The sequence below is a fragment of the Xylophilus sp. PBN-3R genome (genome assembly GCF_057747805.1).
In genome coordinates, this window is sequence record NZ_CM173225.1 from 1,940,139 (window position 1) to 1,957,357 (window position 17,219).

Consider the following 17,219-nt stretch of genomic DNA (forward strand, 5'->3'; position numbering starts at 1 on the left):
GCCCTGCATCAGTTTGACAGTGCGGCCTTTACGGCGGCGGAAACCTGGCCCATTTCGGCCTTGCCGGCCAGTTGTGCCTTGGCGGCACCCATCACCTTGCCCATGTCGGCCGCTGCGGGCTTGCGGCCGAGTTCAGCGGTCAGCTTCTCAACGATGGCGGCGATCTCGGCAGCCACCTCTTCTGCGGACAGGCGTACCGGCAGATAGGCCTGCAGCACGGTGGATTCAGAGGCTTCCTTCGCAGCCAGGTCCGGGCGGTTGGCCAGCTCGAAGGCGGCGATGGAATCCTTGCGCTGCTTCAGCAGCTTGTCGACGATGGCGACCACCGCAGCGTCGTCCAGCTCGACACGTTCGTCGACTTCCTTCTGCTTGATGGCAGCCAGCAGCAGGCGGACGGTGCCCAGGCGCTCGCTGTCCTTGGCGCGCATGGCGGCCTTCATGTCGTCGGTGATGCGTTCTTTGAGGGTCATGGCAAATTCCTGCGGAGAATTAAAACGGGTCGCTGAAAAAACAAAACCCGCACCTGGCGTCCCGGGTGCGGGTCGTGCCGCCCGGCGCAAGGCCGGAGGGCGGAAGAAACTCAGTACAGTTTCTTCGGCAGTTGCATGCTGCGAACGCGCTTGTAGTGGCGCTTCACGGCAGCCGCCTTCTTGCGCTTGCGTTCAGCGGTGGGCTTTTCGTAGAACTCGCGAGCGCGCAGGTCGGTCAGAAGACCCAGCTTTTCGATGGTGCGCTTGAAGCGGCGCAGTGCGACGTCGAAGGGCTCGTTTTCTTTAACGCGGATAGTGGTCATTAGCTAATGGTTTTCTCTAGAGATTAGTTTGCCAGCAGGTGGATCGAGAGCCCGCTTGGCGATTGTTCCCGGCCAAAGGGTGATCAGGCCGCCGGGAGTCTGCCGGTAGATTAGCCTCGGATTATAGCCCGTGTATTTGCCGCCGCAAGTGGGCCTATGACCGAGACGCCAGCGCCTGCCCGCAGGCAAAACCACTGGCCCACGCCCACTGGAAGTTATAGCCGCCCAGCCAGCCGGTGACATCCACCACCTCGCCGATGAAGAACAGGCCCGGCTGGCTGCGCGATTCGAGCGTCTGGGAAGACAGGTCGCGGGTGTCGACACCGCCGACCGTGACTTCGGCCTTGCGGTAACCCTCGCTTCCGTTGGGTGTCATTTCCCAACGACCGATGCGCTGGGCCAGCCCGGCCAGCGCCTTGTCGGGAATCTCGACCACCGGCCGCTGCAACGCGGCATCGCCGCTGATCCAGGCGTCGGCCAGCCGGCTCGGCATCCAGGCGGTGAGTTCGTTGCCGATCTTCTTGCGCGAACCCGTCTGCTTGAGCTGCAGCAGGGCTTCGGACAAACCGACGCCGGGCGCCAGGTCGACCGCCAGCGGCGTGCCTTCCTGCCAGTAGCTCGAAATCTGCAGGACGGCCGGACCCGACAGCCCGCGGTGGGTGAACAGCAGGTCTTCCAGGAAGGACATGCGGCCCTTGCCGCTGCCGGTCGAAACCTGCACCGGCAGCGCCAGCCCCGCCAGGCCGGCGAACGGCGCCCACTGGCCGCCGTCGAAGGTCAGCGGCACCAGGCCCGGCCGTGGCTCCACCAGCCTCAAACCGAACTGCCTTGCCAGCCGGAAACCGAAATCTGTCGCGCCGATCTTGGGGATGGACAGCGCTCCGGTCGCCACCACCAGTTGCGGCGCGCAGGCGATGCCGTCGGCGGTGTCCACCTCGTAGCCGGCTTCGGTGTGTCGCACCGCTTCTACCTTGCAAGGTTGCCAGCGAACAACCCGCCCGCCGGAAGCGCCGCCTTCGCATTCCTTCAACAGCATCTGGATGATGTCTTCCGCCGACCGGTCGCAGAACAGCTGGCCCTTGTGCTTTTCGTGGAAGGCGATGCCGTGCCTGCGCACCAGGTCGACGAAGTCGCCGGGTGTGTAGCGGGCCAGAGCCGAACGGCAGAAGTTGGGGTTCTGGCCGATGAAATGGCGATGCGGCGCGGCCGGGTCGAGTTCCCGGTTGGTGAAATTGCAGCGGCCGCCGCCCGAAATCCGGATCTTCTCGGCGATTTTCTCGCCGTGGTCGATCAGCAGGACGGACAGGCCGCGTTGGGCGGCAACGCCTGCGCAGAAAAGGCCGGCAGCGCCGGCACCGATGACGATGGCGTCGAAATTTTGCAAGGGAGTCAGGGAAGTGAGCGGCGCGCAGTCTACCGCTGCTTTTCAGGCTCGGCGGCGGCAGTTCGATGCGGGCAAGACCGTCGAACCCGGCAAGTGCAGACTGCCGCCCGCCTTCGTGTACGGTCTGCAGCGAATAGGCCCCCGACCGGTACAGGATTTCGGTGGGGCGGCCTGTTCTGACGCCCTGACTGTCCGCAACACCCTTTCAGCACTAATCCTCGGCTCGCTGGCGCACCGCCGATTTCCTTTTCTGCCACGAGCCAGTTCAGAAATCCGACCGACGAGCTGGGCCTCCGTATGACAAGCGGAACGAGTATTGGTTTTGGTAGCCGAATTGGGCGTTTGTCAGGCCGCACGCATGGCGGAAGCTGCATCTGTTCCAGACGCCGACGCGGCCGCCAGACCTTGCAGGACGTCGCCCACCACGATGACGGACGGGCTGGAAAAAGCCTGGTCCACGATGGTCTGCTGCAGCGTGCCGAGCGAACACACCGCATGCCGCTGGCTGGCCAGCGAAACGTTCTGGATGACGGCCACCGGCGTTTCGGCCGGCAGGCCTGTCAGCAGTTCGTCCTGGATGCGCTGCACACCCGCCACACCCATGTAGATCACCAGCGTGAGCCGCGCCGTGTGGGCGGTCGAGGCCAGCAGCGGCCAGTCGGTGCCTTCCGATCCGGGTTTGGCATGGCCGGTGACGAACACCACGCCGTGGGCATGGTGGCGGTGCGTGAGCGGCACGCCGAGCGTGGTGACGGCGGCCAGTCCGGCGGTGATGCCGTTGACGACTTCCGCTTCGATGCCGAAGGCGCGCAGGTGTTCGACCTCTTCGCCTCCGCGCCCGAAGATGAACGGGTCGCCGCCTTTCAGCCGCACCACGGTTTCGCCTTCGCGCACCGCCATCAGCATCAGTTTCTCGATGAACGCCTGGGGTGTGCTCTTGCAACCGCCTCGTTTGCCGACGTAGACCACCCGCGCGCCGGGCTGGGCCAGTGCGACGATGGCGTCGCTGACCAAGTCGTCCACCAGCAGCAGCGTGGCCGAGGTGATGGCTTTCACCGCCTTCACCGTCAGCAGGTCCGGATCGCCCGGGCCCGCGCCCACCAGGATGCAGCGTCCACGGCCCGGGATGGCAGGCAGGACGGGCTGGGCGACCGGCATGTCGTGCACCTCGCCGCCGCGTTCCCGGAAAACCGGGTCCAGCGCGGGCTCCGGCTGGTCGGTGGGGCGTTTGTCTTTCATGCGGTCTCCGTTGCTGATGGTTTGTGTTGCCTTGTCAAGAGCAAGAGGTGTTCCAGCTGACGTTCGATGGGTTCAGGCAACGGTTGCCGGCCGTCCAGCACGGCGCGGGTGTATTCGGCGGCCACGTCGGCGTCGGTCGTGTCGGGCAGGCCCGGCACTTCGGCCGCAGTGCCGGGAGCCTGGGCCTGCAGCTGGATCGGCTGGCCGTCGATGAAACCGGTCAGTTCGGCGGTGCGGCGCGGGTCGGCCACCACTTCACCTTCCATGCCGCGCGACAGCAGTGCGGTGGCGCCGACCAGTCCGAAGGTTTCGGCCATCGATTCGGCATAGGCCGGATGGGTGTAGCTGGCCACGCGCAGGGCGGGGCCGTCGCAGGGGTTCATCAGCTTCACGACGCTGTGCGCCGGGTTGCGCAGGCCGACCACCCGGCGCACGTCGAGCAGGCGTTTCAGGCCGGGGCTGATCAGTTCGGTAGGGGCGAAGGCGACTTCGCCGGCTGCCACCGCCCGCACCTCGGTCAGCGGCTGGATTCCCAGGCAGGCAAAAACCTGCTGCGACGTGACACGGCCGTTTTCGGTGGCGGTGCCGTGCACCAGCACCGGCCGGCCAGTGCGCGCCGCCAGCAGGGCCAGCAAGGGCGTCAGCATGGGCAGCTTGCGGGCGCCGTTGTAGCTGGGCAGCACGACGACCGGTGTGTCACCCTCGACCGGGAAAAGCCGGCTGCGGGATGCGGTGGCGTCCAGGAAACCCGCCAGCTCGGCCGCGCTCTCTCCCTTGATGCGCATGGCCAGGCAGAAGGCGCCCACTTCGAGATCGGTCACGCTGCCGTCGAGTACCTGGGTGAACAGGTCGGCGGCCTGGGCGCGGTCGAGCGGACGCGCGCCGCGTGCGCCGCGGCCGATTTCCTTGAGGTAATGGCTGATGCCCATGGGTATTGTTCTGAGAAGGGGCGAGTGGGGGAGGCGATTGTCCCGAAAGCTTGATGACCGTTGGCTATATCGACATGCGGCGCAGGGTTTAGGCCGCGACCGGTTGGGCCGAACGCGCAGCCTGCACATGCCGCTTCAGTTCAGGGATGCACGAACCGCAATTGGTTCCGCAGCGCAGCGCCTTCTGCAGACCTGCCAGCGCGGCGCTTTCGTCGGCGGCGGCGCAGGCGTGGTCTGCCAGCCAGTCGTCGATGGCCGGCGCTGCCACCCCGAAACAGCTGCAGACCTGCGGCCCGCGTTTTTCCATCGCCACCGGAGCAGCGGCGCTGCCGGACAGCAGGGCACGGCCGAAAGCCTGGGCGGGCATCTGCTGTTGCAGCAGCGGTTTCATCCAGGCCTCGGCGCGGATGTCGCCGGCGAGCAGGAAACCTTCCAGCAGCACATCGTCGCCGGCTCGGCGCAGGCGGGCGCTGCGGCGCTGGGCATGGCGGCGGTCGGCATAACGCTGGACATCGGAGCCGGCCAGGCCCAGGCATGTCTCGATCTCGGCCAGCAGTGCGTCCGGTGGAACCTGTGCCGACGAGGCCCGCATCAGCAGACCGCTGCGTTCGTCGGTGACGCTGGCCAGCGGTGTATCGCTGGCGAAGGGCACGCAGCTGCAGAAATCGAACTGCGGCATCAGCGCCCGCAGCGACGCCTGTGCGGCCAGCAACTCCCCGGCCGGCAGCCAGGCCACTGCGACCATGTTCCACCCGAATTCGGCACGTTCGATGCGGACTGCCGAATGCTTGAGTTCCGGCTGTTTCGAGTCCGGGCAGAACAGCGGCTGTGTGAGCGCGTTGACGCCTGCCAGCGGCGATCCGTCTTCTGCCCGTCCCGACAGGAATTCGCCACCCCAATGCATGGCGATGAAGGCCTGTGCGGGCGACACATCCTGGGACGGCTGCACCGGCAGCACGATGCGGCCCCGGCGCGACTGCACGCTGACCAGGCCGCCCGCCACCAGTCTGCGACGCGCCATGTCTTCGGGATGCAGCTGCACCACCGGCTCTGCCGCATGGCCGAACAGCCGACCCAGCGTGCCGGTGCGGCTCATGCCGTGCCACTGGTCGCGCAGGCGGCCGGTGTTCAGGGCGAACGGGTAACGGGCGTCGCGGGGCTCGGCGACGTTGCGATAGGGCACCGCGATGAAACGCGCCTTGCCGTCCGGTGTGGGGAAAACGCCGTCTTCATAGAGCCGCTTCATGCCGGCATCGGCACCCTGCGGAAACGGCCATTGGGCCGGCGCAGCCTCGATGGCCGCATAACTCAGGCCGGTGATGTCCAGGTCGCGGCCGCGGGTGGTTTCGCGGTGTTCGTTCCAGACGGATTCCGGGGTCGGGTAATCGAACCGCGCCGGCCTGCCAGCGCCCAGTCGCGCCTGCAGCCGGTCGGCGAAGTCCCCCCCGATGGCCCAGTCGTGCCGTGCTTCGCCAGCGGCCGGCACGGCGGCCCGTACCCGGGTGATGCGGCGTTCGCTGTTCGTGACCGTGCCTTCCTTTTCACCCCAGGTGGTGGCGGGCAGCAGCAGGTCGGCGAAGGCGCAGGTGGCGGTGGTGGCGAAGGCTTCCTGCACCACCACGAACTCGGCCCGCTCCAGCGCACGGCGCACGGTGGCCTGGTCGGGCATGGATTGCGCCGGATTGGTGCAGCCGATCCAGAGCGCCTTGACCTCGCCGTCGGCGGCGGCCTGGAACAACTCGACCGCGCTTTTTCCGGGCCGGGCGGGCACATCGTCGACTCCCCACAGTGCGGCCACTTCGGCCCGGTGGTCGGCATTGCCCAGGTCGCGGTGTGCCGACAGCAGGTTGGCCATGCCGCCCACTTCACGTCCGCCCATCGCGTTGGGTTGCCCGGTCAGAGAGAACGGCCCGGCGCCGGGTTTGCCGATCTGCCCGGTCGCCAGGTGGAGGTTGATCAGCGCGGTGTTCTTGGCAGTGCCGCTGGCCGACTGGTTGAGGCCCTGGCAATACAGGCTGAGCGTGGCGGGCGAGGTGGCGAACAGGCGGGCGGCCTCGACCAGGTCTTCCTGCCGGATGCCGCAGGCGGTGGCCACGGCGGCCGGCGTGGCGTCGCGCACCAGCGTGCGCAGCTCGGCAAAACCGGTGGTGTGGGCGGCGATGTAGGCGGTGTCGACCCAGCCTTCCCACAGCATCAGGTGCAGCATGCCGTGGTACAGCAGCACGTCGGTGCCGGGCTGGATGGCCAGGTGCAGGTCGGCCACCGCTGCGGTGTCGGTGCGGCGCGGGTCGACCACTACCAGTTTCATGCCGGGCCTGGCGGCGCGGGCGTCCTCGATCCGACGGAACAGGATCGGGTGCGCCCAGGCCGCATTGCTGCCGGTGATGAAAAGGCAGTCGGCCAGGGTCAGGTCTTCGTAGCAGGGGGGCGGCGCGTCGGCCCCCAGGCTCTGCTTGTAGCCGGCGACGGCGCTGCTCATGCAGAGCCGTGAATTGGTGTCGATGTTGTTGGTGCCGATCAGGCCCTTGGCCAGCTTGTTGAAGACGTAGTAGTCCTCGGTCAGCAGCTGGCCCGACAGGTAGAAACCGACCGCGTCAGGCCCGTGCGTCCGGATCACGCCGGCGAATCTGTCCGCCGCCAGGTCGAGCGCGTTCGACCAGCCGATGGGCTGCGGCGCCTCGCCGCGCGTCAGCCGTCGCATCGGTTGCAGCAGCCGGGTCTGCAAGGTGACTTCGGCGGTGGCGGTGCGGTGCAGGGTCGAGCCCTTGGTGCACAGGCGGCCGAAGTTGGCCGGATGTTCGGGATCGCCGCGCACGCCAGTGATCTGGCTGCCGGTCGATTCGATGATGACGCCGCAGCCGACGCCGCAATAAGGGCAGGTGGATCGGGTTTCGGTCATGGTGGTTCAGGCACCGGAAGTCGCACTGGCCGGCCTGCGCGCAGGCCCCGCCACGGGGCGCTCGAGGTCGATGGCGAGGGAAGTGAGTTCCGCGGCATCGAGAAACACCACGCCGTCGTGCACCCGCACCGCGAAACGGGGCGTGCAGCCTTCGTCCGGCACCTTGGCGCAACCGTCGTCCAGTCCGATCGTCCAGTTGTGCAGCGGGCAGGCCACGCTGGTGCCGAAGACGATGCCCTGCGACAGCGGCCCACCCTTGTGCGGGCAGCGGTCGAGCAGGGCGAAGACCTGGTCCGCATCGTTGCGGAACACGGCGACATCGACGCCCGCCGGGCGCGAGACACGGCGCGAACCGAGGACCGGAATGTCCTCGACGCGGCAGATGGCGGTCCATTGATCCATGGTGGCTGGCTCCGGTGTTCAGGCGTTGATCGCGACGATCGGGATGACGGGCGTGAACTGGCGTGTGTCCACCAGCGCCTTGCTCGACTCGAACCACGGATCGGCCGCGCCGTCGAGCGAGAACTGCAGGCGTTCCCACAGCGCCTTGCGGTTGGCGGCGTCTTCCACCACCTTCCTCTTGACGTAGTCCAGGCCCACCCGCGCGATGTAGTGGACCGTGCGGTCGAGGTACCAGGCTTCCTCGCGGTACAGCTGCAAGAAGGCCCCTGCGTACTCCATCACTTCCTCGGCGGTCTTCACCTTCACGAAGAAGTGCGCCACCTCGGTCTTGATGCCGCCGTTGCCGCCGACGTACATCTCCCAGCCCGAATCGACACCGATGATGCCGACGTCCTTGATGCCGCTTTCGGCGCAGTTGCGCGGGCAGCCGCTGACCGCCAGCTTGACCTTGTGCGGCGAATACATGGCCCACAGGGCGCGCTCGAGGTCCTTGCCCAGCTGGGTCGAATCCTGCGTGCCGAAACGGCACCATTCGCTGCCGACGCAGGTCTTGACCGTGCGCAGCGACTTGCCGTAGGCGAAGCCGCTCGGCATGTCGAGGTCCCTCCACACCGCCTGCAGGTCTTCCTTCTTCACGCCCAGCAGGTCGATGCGCTGGCCGCCGGTCACCTTGACGGTGGGAATGTCGTATTTGTCGGTGACGTCCGCGATGCGCCGCAACTCGGCCGCCGTGGTGGTGCCGCCCCACATGCGGGGCACCACCGAATAGGTGCCGTCCTTCTGGATGTTGGCGTGGCTGCGTTCGTTGATGAAACGGCTCTGCGGGTCGTCCACCGCCTCTTTCGGCCAGGTGCTGATGAGGTAGTAGTTGAGGGCGGGGCGGCAAGTGGCGCAGCCGTTGGGTGTCTTCCATCCGAGCTGCAGGAACACATCGCCGATCTTCAGGATGTGGTCGGCCCTGATGGCTTCACGCACCTCCTGGTGGCTGCGGTCGGTGCAGCCGCAAATGGCCTTTTTCTTGGGCGTCGCCGAATAGTCGCCGCCGGCGGTGAACATCAATATCTGCTCGACGAGTCCGGTGCAGGAGCCGCACGAAGCGCTGGCCTTGGTGTGCTTTTTCACTTCGTCCAGGGTGAATAGCCCTTTTTCCTGGATCGCCTTGCAGATGGTGCCCTTGGTGACGCCGTTGCAGCCGCAGACCTCGTCGTTGTCGGCCATGGCGGCGGCCTTGTTGATGCCCTGGTGGCCGGCATCGCCCAGGTGCGATTCGCCGAACATCAGCCGGTCGCGGATGTCGCCGATGCTGCGGCCTTCGCGCAGCAGCTTGAAGTAATAACTGCCGTCCACCGTATCGCCGTACAGGCAGGCGCCGACCAGCTTGTCGTCCTGTATCACCAGCTTTTTATAGACACCTCCGAAGGGGTCGCTCATCACGATTTCTTCGGTGCCTTCGCCGCCGGTGAAGTTGCCGGCGCTGAACAGGTCGATGCCGGTCACCTTCAGTTTGGTGGATGTCAGCGAGCCCAGGTAACGGCCGATGCCCATCTCGGCCAGGTGATTCGCCGCCACCTTGGCCTGCTCGAAAAGCGGCGCCACCAGGCCGTAGGCGATGCCCCGGTGCGCAGCGCATTCGCCCACCGCGTAGATGCGGGCGTCGGTCACCGTCTGCAGGGTGTCGTTCACCACGATGCCGCGGTTGCAGTGCAGGCGCATCGATTCGGCCAGGGCCACGTTCGGGCGGATGCCGACCGCCATCACCACCAGGTCGGCGGGCTCCTCGCTGCCGTCCTTGAAACGGACGGCCTTCACCCGGCCGGCGTCATCGCCGATCAGTTCCTGCGTGTGGGCTCCGAGCCGGAACTTCAGGCCCCGGTCTTCGAGCGACTTGCGCAGCAGGCCGCCTGCCACCTCGTCCAGCTGGCGGTCCATCAGCCAGCGGTTCACATGCACCACGGTCACCGACATGCCGCGCAGCATCAGGCCGTTGGCCGCCTCCAGGCCCAGCAGACCGCCGCCGATGACGACCGCATGTTTGTGCGTCTTCGCCGTCTCGATCATCGTGTTGGTGTCGGCGATGTCGCGGTAGGCGATCACGCCCCGCAGCTGGGCGCCCGGCACCGGCAGCATGAAGGGGTTGGAACCGGTGCACAGCAGCAGGCGGTCGTAGGGCGCTTCGGTCCCGTCGTCGGCCCGCACGACGCGCCGCTGCCGGTCGACCGAGGTCACCTTGCGGCCGGCGAACACCGTGATGTTGTTTTCCTCGTACCAGGACCACGGGTTGAGCACGATCTCGTCCACCGTCTGCTCGCCCGCCAGCACCGGCGACAGCAGGATGCGGTTGTAGTTCGGATGCGGTTCCGCGCCGAACACGGTGATGTCGTACAGGTCCGGGTCGATCTTCAGCAGCTCTTCGAGGGTACGGACACCGGCCATGCCGTTGCCGATCAATACCAGCTTTTGTCTTGTCTTGACGCGCATGTCCATGGCTGTTTTCTCCGTGGGCTTTTTCGTGGGGCGAACCGATGGGCCAAAAAAAAAGCGTCCGCATGGATCGTGTGCCGGGGTGAGCCGGTACATCCATGCGGACGCCTTTGTCCTGAAGTCAGCGTGCGACGCCGTTGCCGCTCGCTGACCTTGCGGGTGGGCAAGCAAGCGGCGTGCCATGGGCTTGCATCGGGATGGTGCGCGCGGGGATCCCATAGAGCCTGGATCCTCCTGGGTGGCCGCAATATGACCATGTTCTGCCGGTATACGCGTACGAGACGCGCGTCGATGACGGGCATCTACACTGCGAACTCTTTTGGGAGGACTCCCCCATGGCATCCATCGCTCACCGTCCACAAACACAGGTGCCGGCACGAAAGTCCACCAACCTGACGCTGGGCTCCAGCCTTGTGGCAGAGGCGCGGCATTGGGCGTCAACATCTCCCAGGCCGCGGAGGTCGGTATCGCCGCAGCGGTGGCTCAACGCCGCCAGGCGCGCTGGCTGGCAGAAAACAAGGAAGCTCACGACAGTTCGAATGCATTTGTCGAGCAGCACGGGCTGCCCCTGGCCCAGTACCGGAATTTCTAACCTTGGCGCGGTTTCATGTTTATCGCAATGCAGAAGGCGGCGGTTACCTGCTCGATGTTCAGGCCAACCTACTGGACCATTTGAGCACCTGCTGGACTGCTTGTTCCAGGGCATCTGATCAGTTGCGATACAGTTCGCCGTCGCGTCTCGAACGCGATCGGGATTGCAGTCCCGGAAATCATCCATACGGCTAAGGCCGTCTTGACACCCGCAGGGCAATGCGGCCTTTTCTATTCGATTCGCTTATGGCGGTTCGCGTAGGAGGGCTCGCGCCCTGCCGGTTTTTTCGTTTGGATGTCCGGTACTGCAACCTGCGCGAGCCGCCGCCCTGATCCTGGGGCCGGCGGCTGTTTCTCCAGCAGTTTTCGCCCGGAGGCCAGCATGAACCCACCCACCAACCCCGTCGTCCCCATGGACACCGAACGCGCTCGCCAGCTGTTCCAGCAGGTCTGCAGTCTTGCCAGCACCGCGCTGCATGTTTCGCGGCTCCGGGACGAAGGCGATCCAGACGACCTGCACGCCGACCTGCAGGTGCTGCGCACGATGGTCAGCCAGATGGCGTTTCTCGCCGACCGCGGCGACCGCGCACTAGGCGGGGCAGGGGCCTTCGAGTCGGCCGAGGATTGGCTGTTGCTGGCTTGATCCGCGTGCGCTGACGCCAAACCGTCAGCTTTGTCAGGCCGCCTTCTCCACATGCCCTTGACGCGTGTACAGAAAGTCGATCACCGCCTTGCGGTAATGCACATACTGCGGGTCTTCCGCCAGCTCGACCCGGTTGCGCGGCCGGGGCAGGTCCACCGACAGCACCTCGCCGATGGTCGCCGACGGACCGTTGGTCATCATCACGATCTTGTCGGACAGCAGCACCGCTTCGTCGACGTCGTGGGTGACCATGACCACGGTGCTCTGGGTCTTCTGCACGATGGCCAGCAGTTCGTCCTGCAGGCGGGCGCGGGTCAGCGCGTCGAGCGCACCGAAGGGCTCGTCCATCAGCAGGACCTTGGGTTCCATCGCCAGCGCACGGGCGATGCCGACGCGCTGTTTCATGCCGCCCGAGATTTCGCCGGGGCGCTTCTGCGTGGCGGGCGTCAGGCCGACCAGGGCCAGTGCCTCATCGGTGCGCAGCTTCAGCTGCGCCTTCGACTCGGTCTTGCCGAAGACCCGTTCCACACCCAGATAGATGTTTTCGTAGCAGGTCAGCCACGGCAGCAGCGAATGGTTCTGGAAGACGACAGCGCGCTCCGGGCCAGGCCCCTTGATCTCGCGGTTGGCGCACATCAGCGAGCCGTGGGTGGGTGTGGTCAGCCCGGCGATCAGGTTGAGCAGCGTCGACTTGCCGCAGCCCGAGTGGCCGATGAGTGCGATGAATTCGCCCTTGGCCACGTTCAGGTGGATGTCTCGAAGCGCCTGGAAGCTGCCCTTGGCGGTCTTGAAGGTTTGCTCGACTTCGCGGATCTCGATGAACTTGGCGTTTTGTTCGGCAATGCTGCTCATGACTTCACCTCTTCGAACGTGAATGCGGTCGCGATCTTGATGAGGGCGTATTCGAGGACCAGCCCGACGATGCCGATCACGAAGATGGCGATGATGATGTTCTTGACGTTGAGGTTGTTCCACTCGTCCCACACCCAGAAACCGATGCCGACGCCGCCGGTCAGCATCTCCGCCGCGACGATCACCAGCCAGGCGGTGCCGACGGCGAGCCGCACGCCGGTGAGCATGTAGGGCAGCACCGCGGGGAACAAAATCCTGGTGAGGATCTTCCACTCCGACAGGTTCAGCACGCGGGCCACGTTCATGTAGTCCTGCGGCACGCGCTGCACGCCGACGGCGGTGTTGATGATCATCGGCCAGATGGAGCAGATGAAGATGGTCCAGATGGCGGCCGGGTTGGCTCCCTTGAACACCAGCAGGCCGATGGGCAGCCAGGCCAGCGGCGACACCGGGCGCAGCAGGCTGATCAGCGGGTTGAACATGCGGCCCAGGAAACTGAACCTGCCGATGGCGAATCCCACCGGAATGCCGACCAGTGCGGCCAGGCCAAAACCCATCGCCACACGTTTCAGCGAAGACAGCACGTTCCAGCCCACGCCCTGGTCGTTCGGGCCGTTGCTGTAGAACGGGTCGCGGAAGACGGTGACGGCCTGCAGGAAGGTGTCCTTGGGCGACGGAATGCTGCTGCCGGTGCTGACCGATACCGCCTCCCACACCAGGGCCAGCAGCACCAGGCCCAGCACGGGCGGCAGCACCCGCAGCCAGAAGGCGCGCCAGTCGAAGGGCATCTTCTTGCGGGCGGCGGGTGCCGGTACGGCCGGCGCGGCGACGGTTGCGGTCATGGGGGTCTTTTCGACGGCCTTGGCGGCCGGGATGTCGGTCGGCGGGTCTTGCAGGGTGTGGAATACGGCGCTCACCATGGCGTTCTCCTTCAGGCCTTGATCTTGAAGCTGTCGGCGTATTTGGCCGGGTCCTTGCCGTCCCAAACCGTGCCGTCGAAGAACTTGCTGGTGCGCATCGGGTCTTTCGGCACGGCGACCTTCATGGCGCCAGCGACGTCCTTGTACAGGTCGATCTGGTTGATCTGTTTCGCCACGGCGAGGTAGTCGGGGTGTTCCTTCAGCAGGCCCCAGCGCTTGTGCTGGGTCAGGAACCACATGCCGTCGGACAGGTAGGGGAAGTTGACCGCGCCGTCGTCGAAGAACTTCATGTGGTTCGGGTCGTCCCAGGTCTTGCCCATGCCGTTTTCATAACGGCCGAGGATGCGCTGGTTGATGGCGTCGGCGCTTGTGTTGACGTAGCTCTTCTCGGCGATGACATCGGCCATCTTCGTCTTGTTCTGCAGGCTGGCGTCGATCCACTTGCCGGCTTCCATGACCGCCATCATCACGGCTCGGCAGGTGTTGGGGTGGGCCTTGACGAAGGCGGCCTGGGTGCCCAGCACCTTCTCGGGATGGTCCTTCCAGATGTCCTGCGTGGTGGTGGCGGTGACACCGATCTTGTCGATGATGGCGCGCTGGCCCCAGGGCTCGCCCACGCAGAAACCGTCCATGTTGCCGACCCGCATGTTGGCGACCATCTGCGGCGGCGGCACCACGATCACCTTGGCGTCCTTGACGGGGTTGATGTTGGCGGCGGCCAGCCAGTAGTTGAGCCACATGGTGTGGGTGCTGGTGGGGAATGTGCCGGCAAAGGTGTATTCACGCTTGTCGGATGCCATCAGCTTGGCGAGCGACGGGCCGTCGACCGCGCCCTTGTCGGCCAACGCCTTCGACAGCGTGATGGCCTGGCCGTTGCGGTTCAGGCCCATCAGGTTGGCCATTTCTTTCCTGGGGCCGCCGACGCCCAGGTGCAGGCCGTAGATGAGGCCGTACAGCACGTGGGCCATGTCGAGTTCGCCGTTGGACAGCTTGTCGCGCACGCCGGCCCAGCTGGCTTCCTTGCTGGGCACGATTTTCACGCCGTATTTCTTGTCGAAACCGAGCACCGAGGCCATGACTACGCTGGCGCAGTCGGTCAGCGGAATGAAGCCGATCTTGACTTCTTCCTTCTCGGGTTTGTCGGAGCCGGCGGCCCAGACGCCGCTGTGGCCCAGTGTGGCGAAGAGGGCGGTGGCGCCCGCCTTGCGCATGAAGTCGCGGCGCGGCGCGGCCACTCCGGAGGCAGCGGCGACGGCGGTGGTCGGCACTGTGGCGGCGTCGTGGTCGGTGGTACCGGGAATCTTCTGGGCCATGGTCGGAACTCCTTGCTGGTCGAGACGAAAAATGCGGACTGGAAAACAGAAACGGCGTCCATTCCCGGCCGCTTGCGCTTTGGCCGGGAATGGACGCCGTTGTCCAGATGTCGTGGGGTGACTGATGACCCCGGACCGCCATTGGCCCGAAGTCGTACCACCGTTCATGCAGGAGTCGTGCCAGGCGTTTTCGACCCTGATCGGGCGGAATGCGCCGCTTCGAGGAGCTGTCCTGGTGCGCCGCACCAAACTGCGGCGGTACCGCCGGCTCAGCGCGCCTTCGCGGGTAGCAGGTCGGCCATGGACAGCACGGCTTCGGCCACGTCGACCAGCCGTTTGCCCTGGCTCATGGCGGTCTGGCGCAGCATCTTGTGGGCGTCTTCCTCGCTCAGATGGCGATGGGCCATCAGCAGGCCCTTGGCGCGTTCGACCAGCTTGCGCTCATTGAGGGCGGCGCGAACGTTGGCAAGTTCGTCGGCCATCGCCTGCAGGCGGTGCGACTGCTCCTGCACCATTTCCAGTACCGAACGTTCGAGGTGCGGGCCGAGCGAGGGCGAGCCGTTTTCGGTGCGCGGCAGCGGGTTGTCGAAAAATGCGCCGGGCGCGGCGTCGGGCGCCGATGCCGCGGCGGCCAGCAGCGCCGCCTGGGCCTGCAGGTCGGCCCTGGCGTGGCGCAGTTTTTGTTCGCTGCGCGCGACCAGGTCGGAAGCGAGCTTCACCTCGACCGCATGCATGGCGTCGATGCGTTCGCTTGAGTCGTGGAACCAGGTCGCGCTGAGTGCGCGGTCGAGTTCGCTGCCGACCGGCGCAGTGCAGCCGACGCGGCGCAGACGTTCGATCTCGGCCACTGCCGAGCCGCCCAGGCAGGCCTGCCAGAGTCCGATGTGAGCCGGTTCGGCGAAATCGCAGAAGACGTTGAAGCAGCGCTCCTGCGATTCGATCAGGTGCAGCCAGTGTTGCTGACGCGCCGGTTCGACCTTTCCCTGGGCGAAGGCGGCGGCACCGGCCGCGCGTTCCTGGCCGGTGAATTCCTTGCCCTGCATGAAATGGAACATGGCCACCAGAAGCCGCGAAAGCTCGGGGTCGCTGGCGCTGTCGGCCGCGTCGAACACCACGCCCAGCAGGGCGGTCACCACCCGGTTGAAGCTGCGGGTCGATTCGCCGCTTTCGAGCTTGCGAGCCTCTACCCGTTCGCGCAGCCCGGCCAGCGCGAGCATGCCTTGCAGGGCATAGGCGATGCGGCTGAAAAGCCGGGCGCCGTTGCCGATGCGTACGCCGTCGGTGTCGAGTTGCTCCAGGGCCGATCGCCAGCGGGTCGCGGCCAGGTCGCTGGCCGCCAGCTGTTTTTTCCGTTGCTGGACAAAAGCCGACTCTTGCGAACCCAGGAAGAGGTTGGTGAGCCCGCGTTCCTTCTGCAAAGCGTGAATCAGGTCGGCGGTGCGACGCACCAGTTCGCTGGTGAGCAGCAACTGTTCGAGTTCGCGGATTTCGCACTGGCGCGCGGCGACGAGAAAATTGAGGCCGGATTTCATGGAGTCCAAGGAAACGCAGCAAGCTGCGTGCCGGTATTGTCACCAGGGCAGGTCGAGTCCGTCGGCTGGAGGTTGCGGCGCGACCGCTGGCGGGTCCTGGGTCGCATGGCGGGCGGCCGCGTGGATCCTGGCGAATGCGCTGGCCTTGATCAATTCGAGCTCCAGCGTCGTCGAGGTGGGAAATGGCAGCCACGGACCGCCGCGCAGGCGATAGCGGTTGGCTTCGTAGCCGCCATCGGGTTCGGGCGATTGAGCGATGGTCTGGAAGACGTCGTCCGCCGAGTTCCAGAATCGCAACTTGAAACTCGTGTCGCGATAATCGATGCGATTGGGCCGTTCTCCGTGGAAGTTCAGCGGCCCGTATTGGGTGTTTTTGAGACTGCGGGTCGACGGCCAGACATCCATGTAGTCGACGAACACCTCGCGTGGCGCCATTTTCAGGGCGTCTTCCAGTTTTTCGAAAACCAGCCGGCCGTCGACGATCCAGGATGTGGTGTGTTGCTTGACCGGCGGCAGGCCGACGATCTTGCCACCGAGCAATGCCTGTTCATAGAAGGTGTCGATCTCGGCGATGCGCCGGCCGCGCTCCGCCTCGGCCCGCACCAGCACGGTCTCGGTCTGAGTGAGTGTCGGAGGCGGGTTCGGCTGGCGGAGCAGCAGGGCGAGACCGTCGTCGATCTGGCGTGTGACTTCCTCCCTGACGAAAGGCAATATGTTTTCGCCCGCCCTCCGCATCGCCGCGGCCAGCAGGTCGGCTCCCCGTCGGATGAAGGTCGCGGCCTGATCCATCCATCTGTCGATACGTTCGCTCTCGGCGCTGTCATCTGCCGAAAAAGACGTGGTGACGAACTTGCGATAGGCGGCCGCAGCGACCGGGTGGGTGCGCAAGAGGTCGGCGTAGGTCTTTATCCGCGTGGCCTTGGACGCGTTCCAGTATTCGCGTTGGGGCGTGGTGGGTTCCGCCGAGGCGCTGCGCCTGCGCGCGACGAGACTTGCCTGCGGGTCGGCATCGCGCTGCAGCGCATCCAGATAGGCCTGTGCTTCGGCGCTGCCGGCGGTCGGGTAGCCGAAAGATTCGGTCCGTGCCAGCTGACGCGGCTCGGGCGCGCCGTTCAATGGACTGGGCGGGTCGTATGGCGCTTTGCCGACCGTGCCACGAGCCAGTTCGGCAGGCGGAAGAATCGGACCTGAATAGCCGGTGCGCGACACCGGCGGCAAGGGGTTCTGGTACATGGCGAAAC

At 65.9% G+C, this 17,219-nt stretch carries 15 protein-coding genes; 2 read left to right on the top strand and 13 right to left on the bottom strand.

Annotated elements, in window-relative coordinates:
• Window positions 1-8: 8 nt before the first annotated feature.
• The 8 genes from AC3ANW_RS09195 to nirB all read right to left on the bottom strand — a co-directional run bounded on the left by AC3ANW_RS09195 (window position 9) and on the right by nirB (window position 10,130).
• Window positions 9-470 (bottom strand): GatB/YqeY domain-containing protein, encoded by a 462-nt coding sequence (locus AC3ANW_RS09195; protein WP_488344874.1) that lies wholly within the window; start codon window positions 468-470, stop codon window positions 9-11.
• Between the two features lie 110 nt (window positions 471-580).
• Complete coding sequence (gene rpsU, locus AC3ANW_RS09200) at window positions 581-793, bottom strand: 30S ribosomal protein S21 (protein WP_007833691.1); 213 nt, start codon at window positions 791-793, stop codon at window positions 581-583.
• Between the two features lie 154 nt (window positions 794-947).
• Window positions 948-2,186, bottom strand: coding sequence for a BaiN/RdsA family NAD(P)/FAD-dependent oxidoreductase (locus tag AC3ANW_RS09205; protein WP_488345388.1), 1,239 nt, complete (start codon window positions 2,184-2,186; stop codon window positions 948-950).
• 336 nt (window positions 2,187-2,522) lie between these two features.
• Window positions 2,523-3,335 (bottom strand): uroporphyrinogen-III C-methyltransferase, encoded by an 813-nt coding sequence (gene cobA, locus AC3ANW_RS09210; protein WP_488345389.1) that lies wholly within the window; start codon window positions 3,333-3,335, stop codon window positions 2,523-2,525.
• A 77-nt stretch (window positions 3,336-3,412) separates the two neighbouring features.
• Window positions 3,413-4,345, bottom strand: coding sequence for a DNA-binding protein YbiB (gene ybiB, locus AC3ANW_RS09215; RefSeq protein WP_488344875.1), 933 nt, complete (start codon window positions 4,343-4,345; stop codon window positions 3,413-3,415).
• Window positions 4,346-4,433: 88 nt separating this feature from the next.
• A complete protein-coding gene (locus AC3ANW_RS09220; RefSeq protein WP_488344876.1) occupies window positions 4,434-7,244 on the bottom strand; it encodes a nitrate reductase in 2,811 nt (936 codons plus the stop codon).
• A 6-nt stretch (window positions 7,245-7,250) separates the two neighbouring features.
• Window positions 7,251-7,646, bottom strand: a complete 396-nt coding sequence (gene nirD, locus AC3ANW_RS09225; RefSeq protein ID WP_488344877.1) for a nitrite reductase small subunit NirD — start codon at window positions 7,644-7,646, stop codon at window positions 7,251-7,253.
• An 18-nt stretch (window positions 7,647-7,664) separates the two neighbouring features.
• Window positions 7,665-10,130: a nitrite reductase large subunit NirB gene (nirB, locus tag AC3ANW_RS09230; RefSeq protein WP_488344878.1), complete on the bottom strand. Its 2,466-nt coding sequence runs from the start codon at window positions 10,128-10,130 to the stop codon at window positions 7,665-7,667.
• Window positions 10,131-10,557: 427 nt separating this feature from the next.
• On the opposite strand from nirB, the gene AC3ANW_RS09235 reads away from it, so the two are divergent.
• Together AC3ANW_RS09235 and AC3ANW_RS09240 are read left to right on the top strand one after the other, a co-directional pair.
• The gene (locus tag AC3ANW_RS09235) at window positions 10,558-10,719 is read left to right on the top strand and encodes a type II toxin-antitoxin system CcdA family antitoxin (RefSeq protein ID WP_488344879.1); all 162 of its coding nucleotides are present in this window, start codon (window positions 10,558-10,560) and stop codon (window positions 10,717-10,719) included.
• Window positions 10,720-11,100: 381 nt separating this feature from the next.
• Window positions 11,101-11,361 carry a hypothetical protein gene (locus AC3ANW_RS09240; protein ID WP_488344880.1) on the top strand — a complete coding sequence of 87 codons (261 nt, stop codon included), beginning with the start codon at window positions 11,101-11,103 and terminating at the stop codon, window positions 11,359-11,361.
• Between the two features lie 33 nt (window positions 11,362-11,394).
• Here the strand turns inward: AC3ANW_RS09240 and AC3ANW_RS09245 are convergent, their stop codons facing one another.
• The 5 genes from AC3ANW_RS09245 to AC3ANW_RS09265 form a co-directional block, all read right to left on the bottom strand.
• The gene (locus AC3ANW_RS09245; protein ID WP_488344881.1) at window positions 11,395-12,213 is read right to left on the bottom strand and encodes an ABC transporter ATP-binding protein; all 819 of its coding nucleotides are present in this window, start codon (window positions 12,211-12,213) and stop codon (window positions 11,395-11,397) included.
• On the bottom strand, window positions 12,210-13,133 hold the full coding sequence (ntrB, locus tag AC3ANW_RS09250; protein ID WP_488344882.1) for a nitrate ABC transporter permease: 924 nt from the start codon (window positions 13,131-13,133) through the stop codon (window positions 12,210-12,212). The genes AC3ANW_RS09245 and ntrB overlap by 4 nt, the downstream gene beginning before the upstream one ends.
• A gap of 11 nt (window positions 13,134-13,144) precedes the next feature.
• Entirely contained in the window at window positions 13,145-14,344 is a 1,200-nt protein-coding gene (locus AC3ANW_RS09255) for a CmpA/NrtA family ABC transporter substrate-binding protein (protein WP_488345390.1), read from the bottom strand.
• 371 nt (window positions 14,345-14,715) lie between these two features.
• Window positions 14,716-15,978, bottom strand: a complete 1,263-nt coding sequence (locus tag AC3ANW_RS09260; protein WP_488344883.1) for a nitrate- and nitrite sensing domain-containing protein — start codon at window positions 15,976-15,978, stop codon at window positions 14,716-14,718.
• A gap of 39 nt (window positions 15,979-16,017) precedes the next feature.
• Window positions 16,018-17,211, bottom strand: a complete 1,194-nt coding sequence (locus AC3ANW_RS09265; RefSeq protein WP_488344884.1) for a hypothetical protein — start codon at window positions 17,209-17,211, stop codon at window positions 16,018-16,020.
• Between the last annotated feature and the right edge of the window lie 8 nt (window positions 17,212-17,219).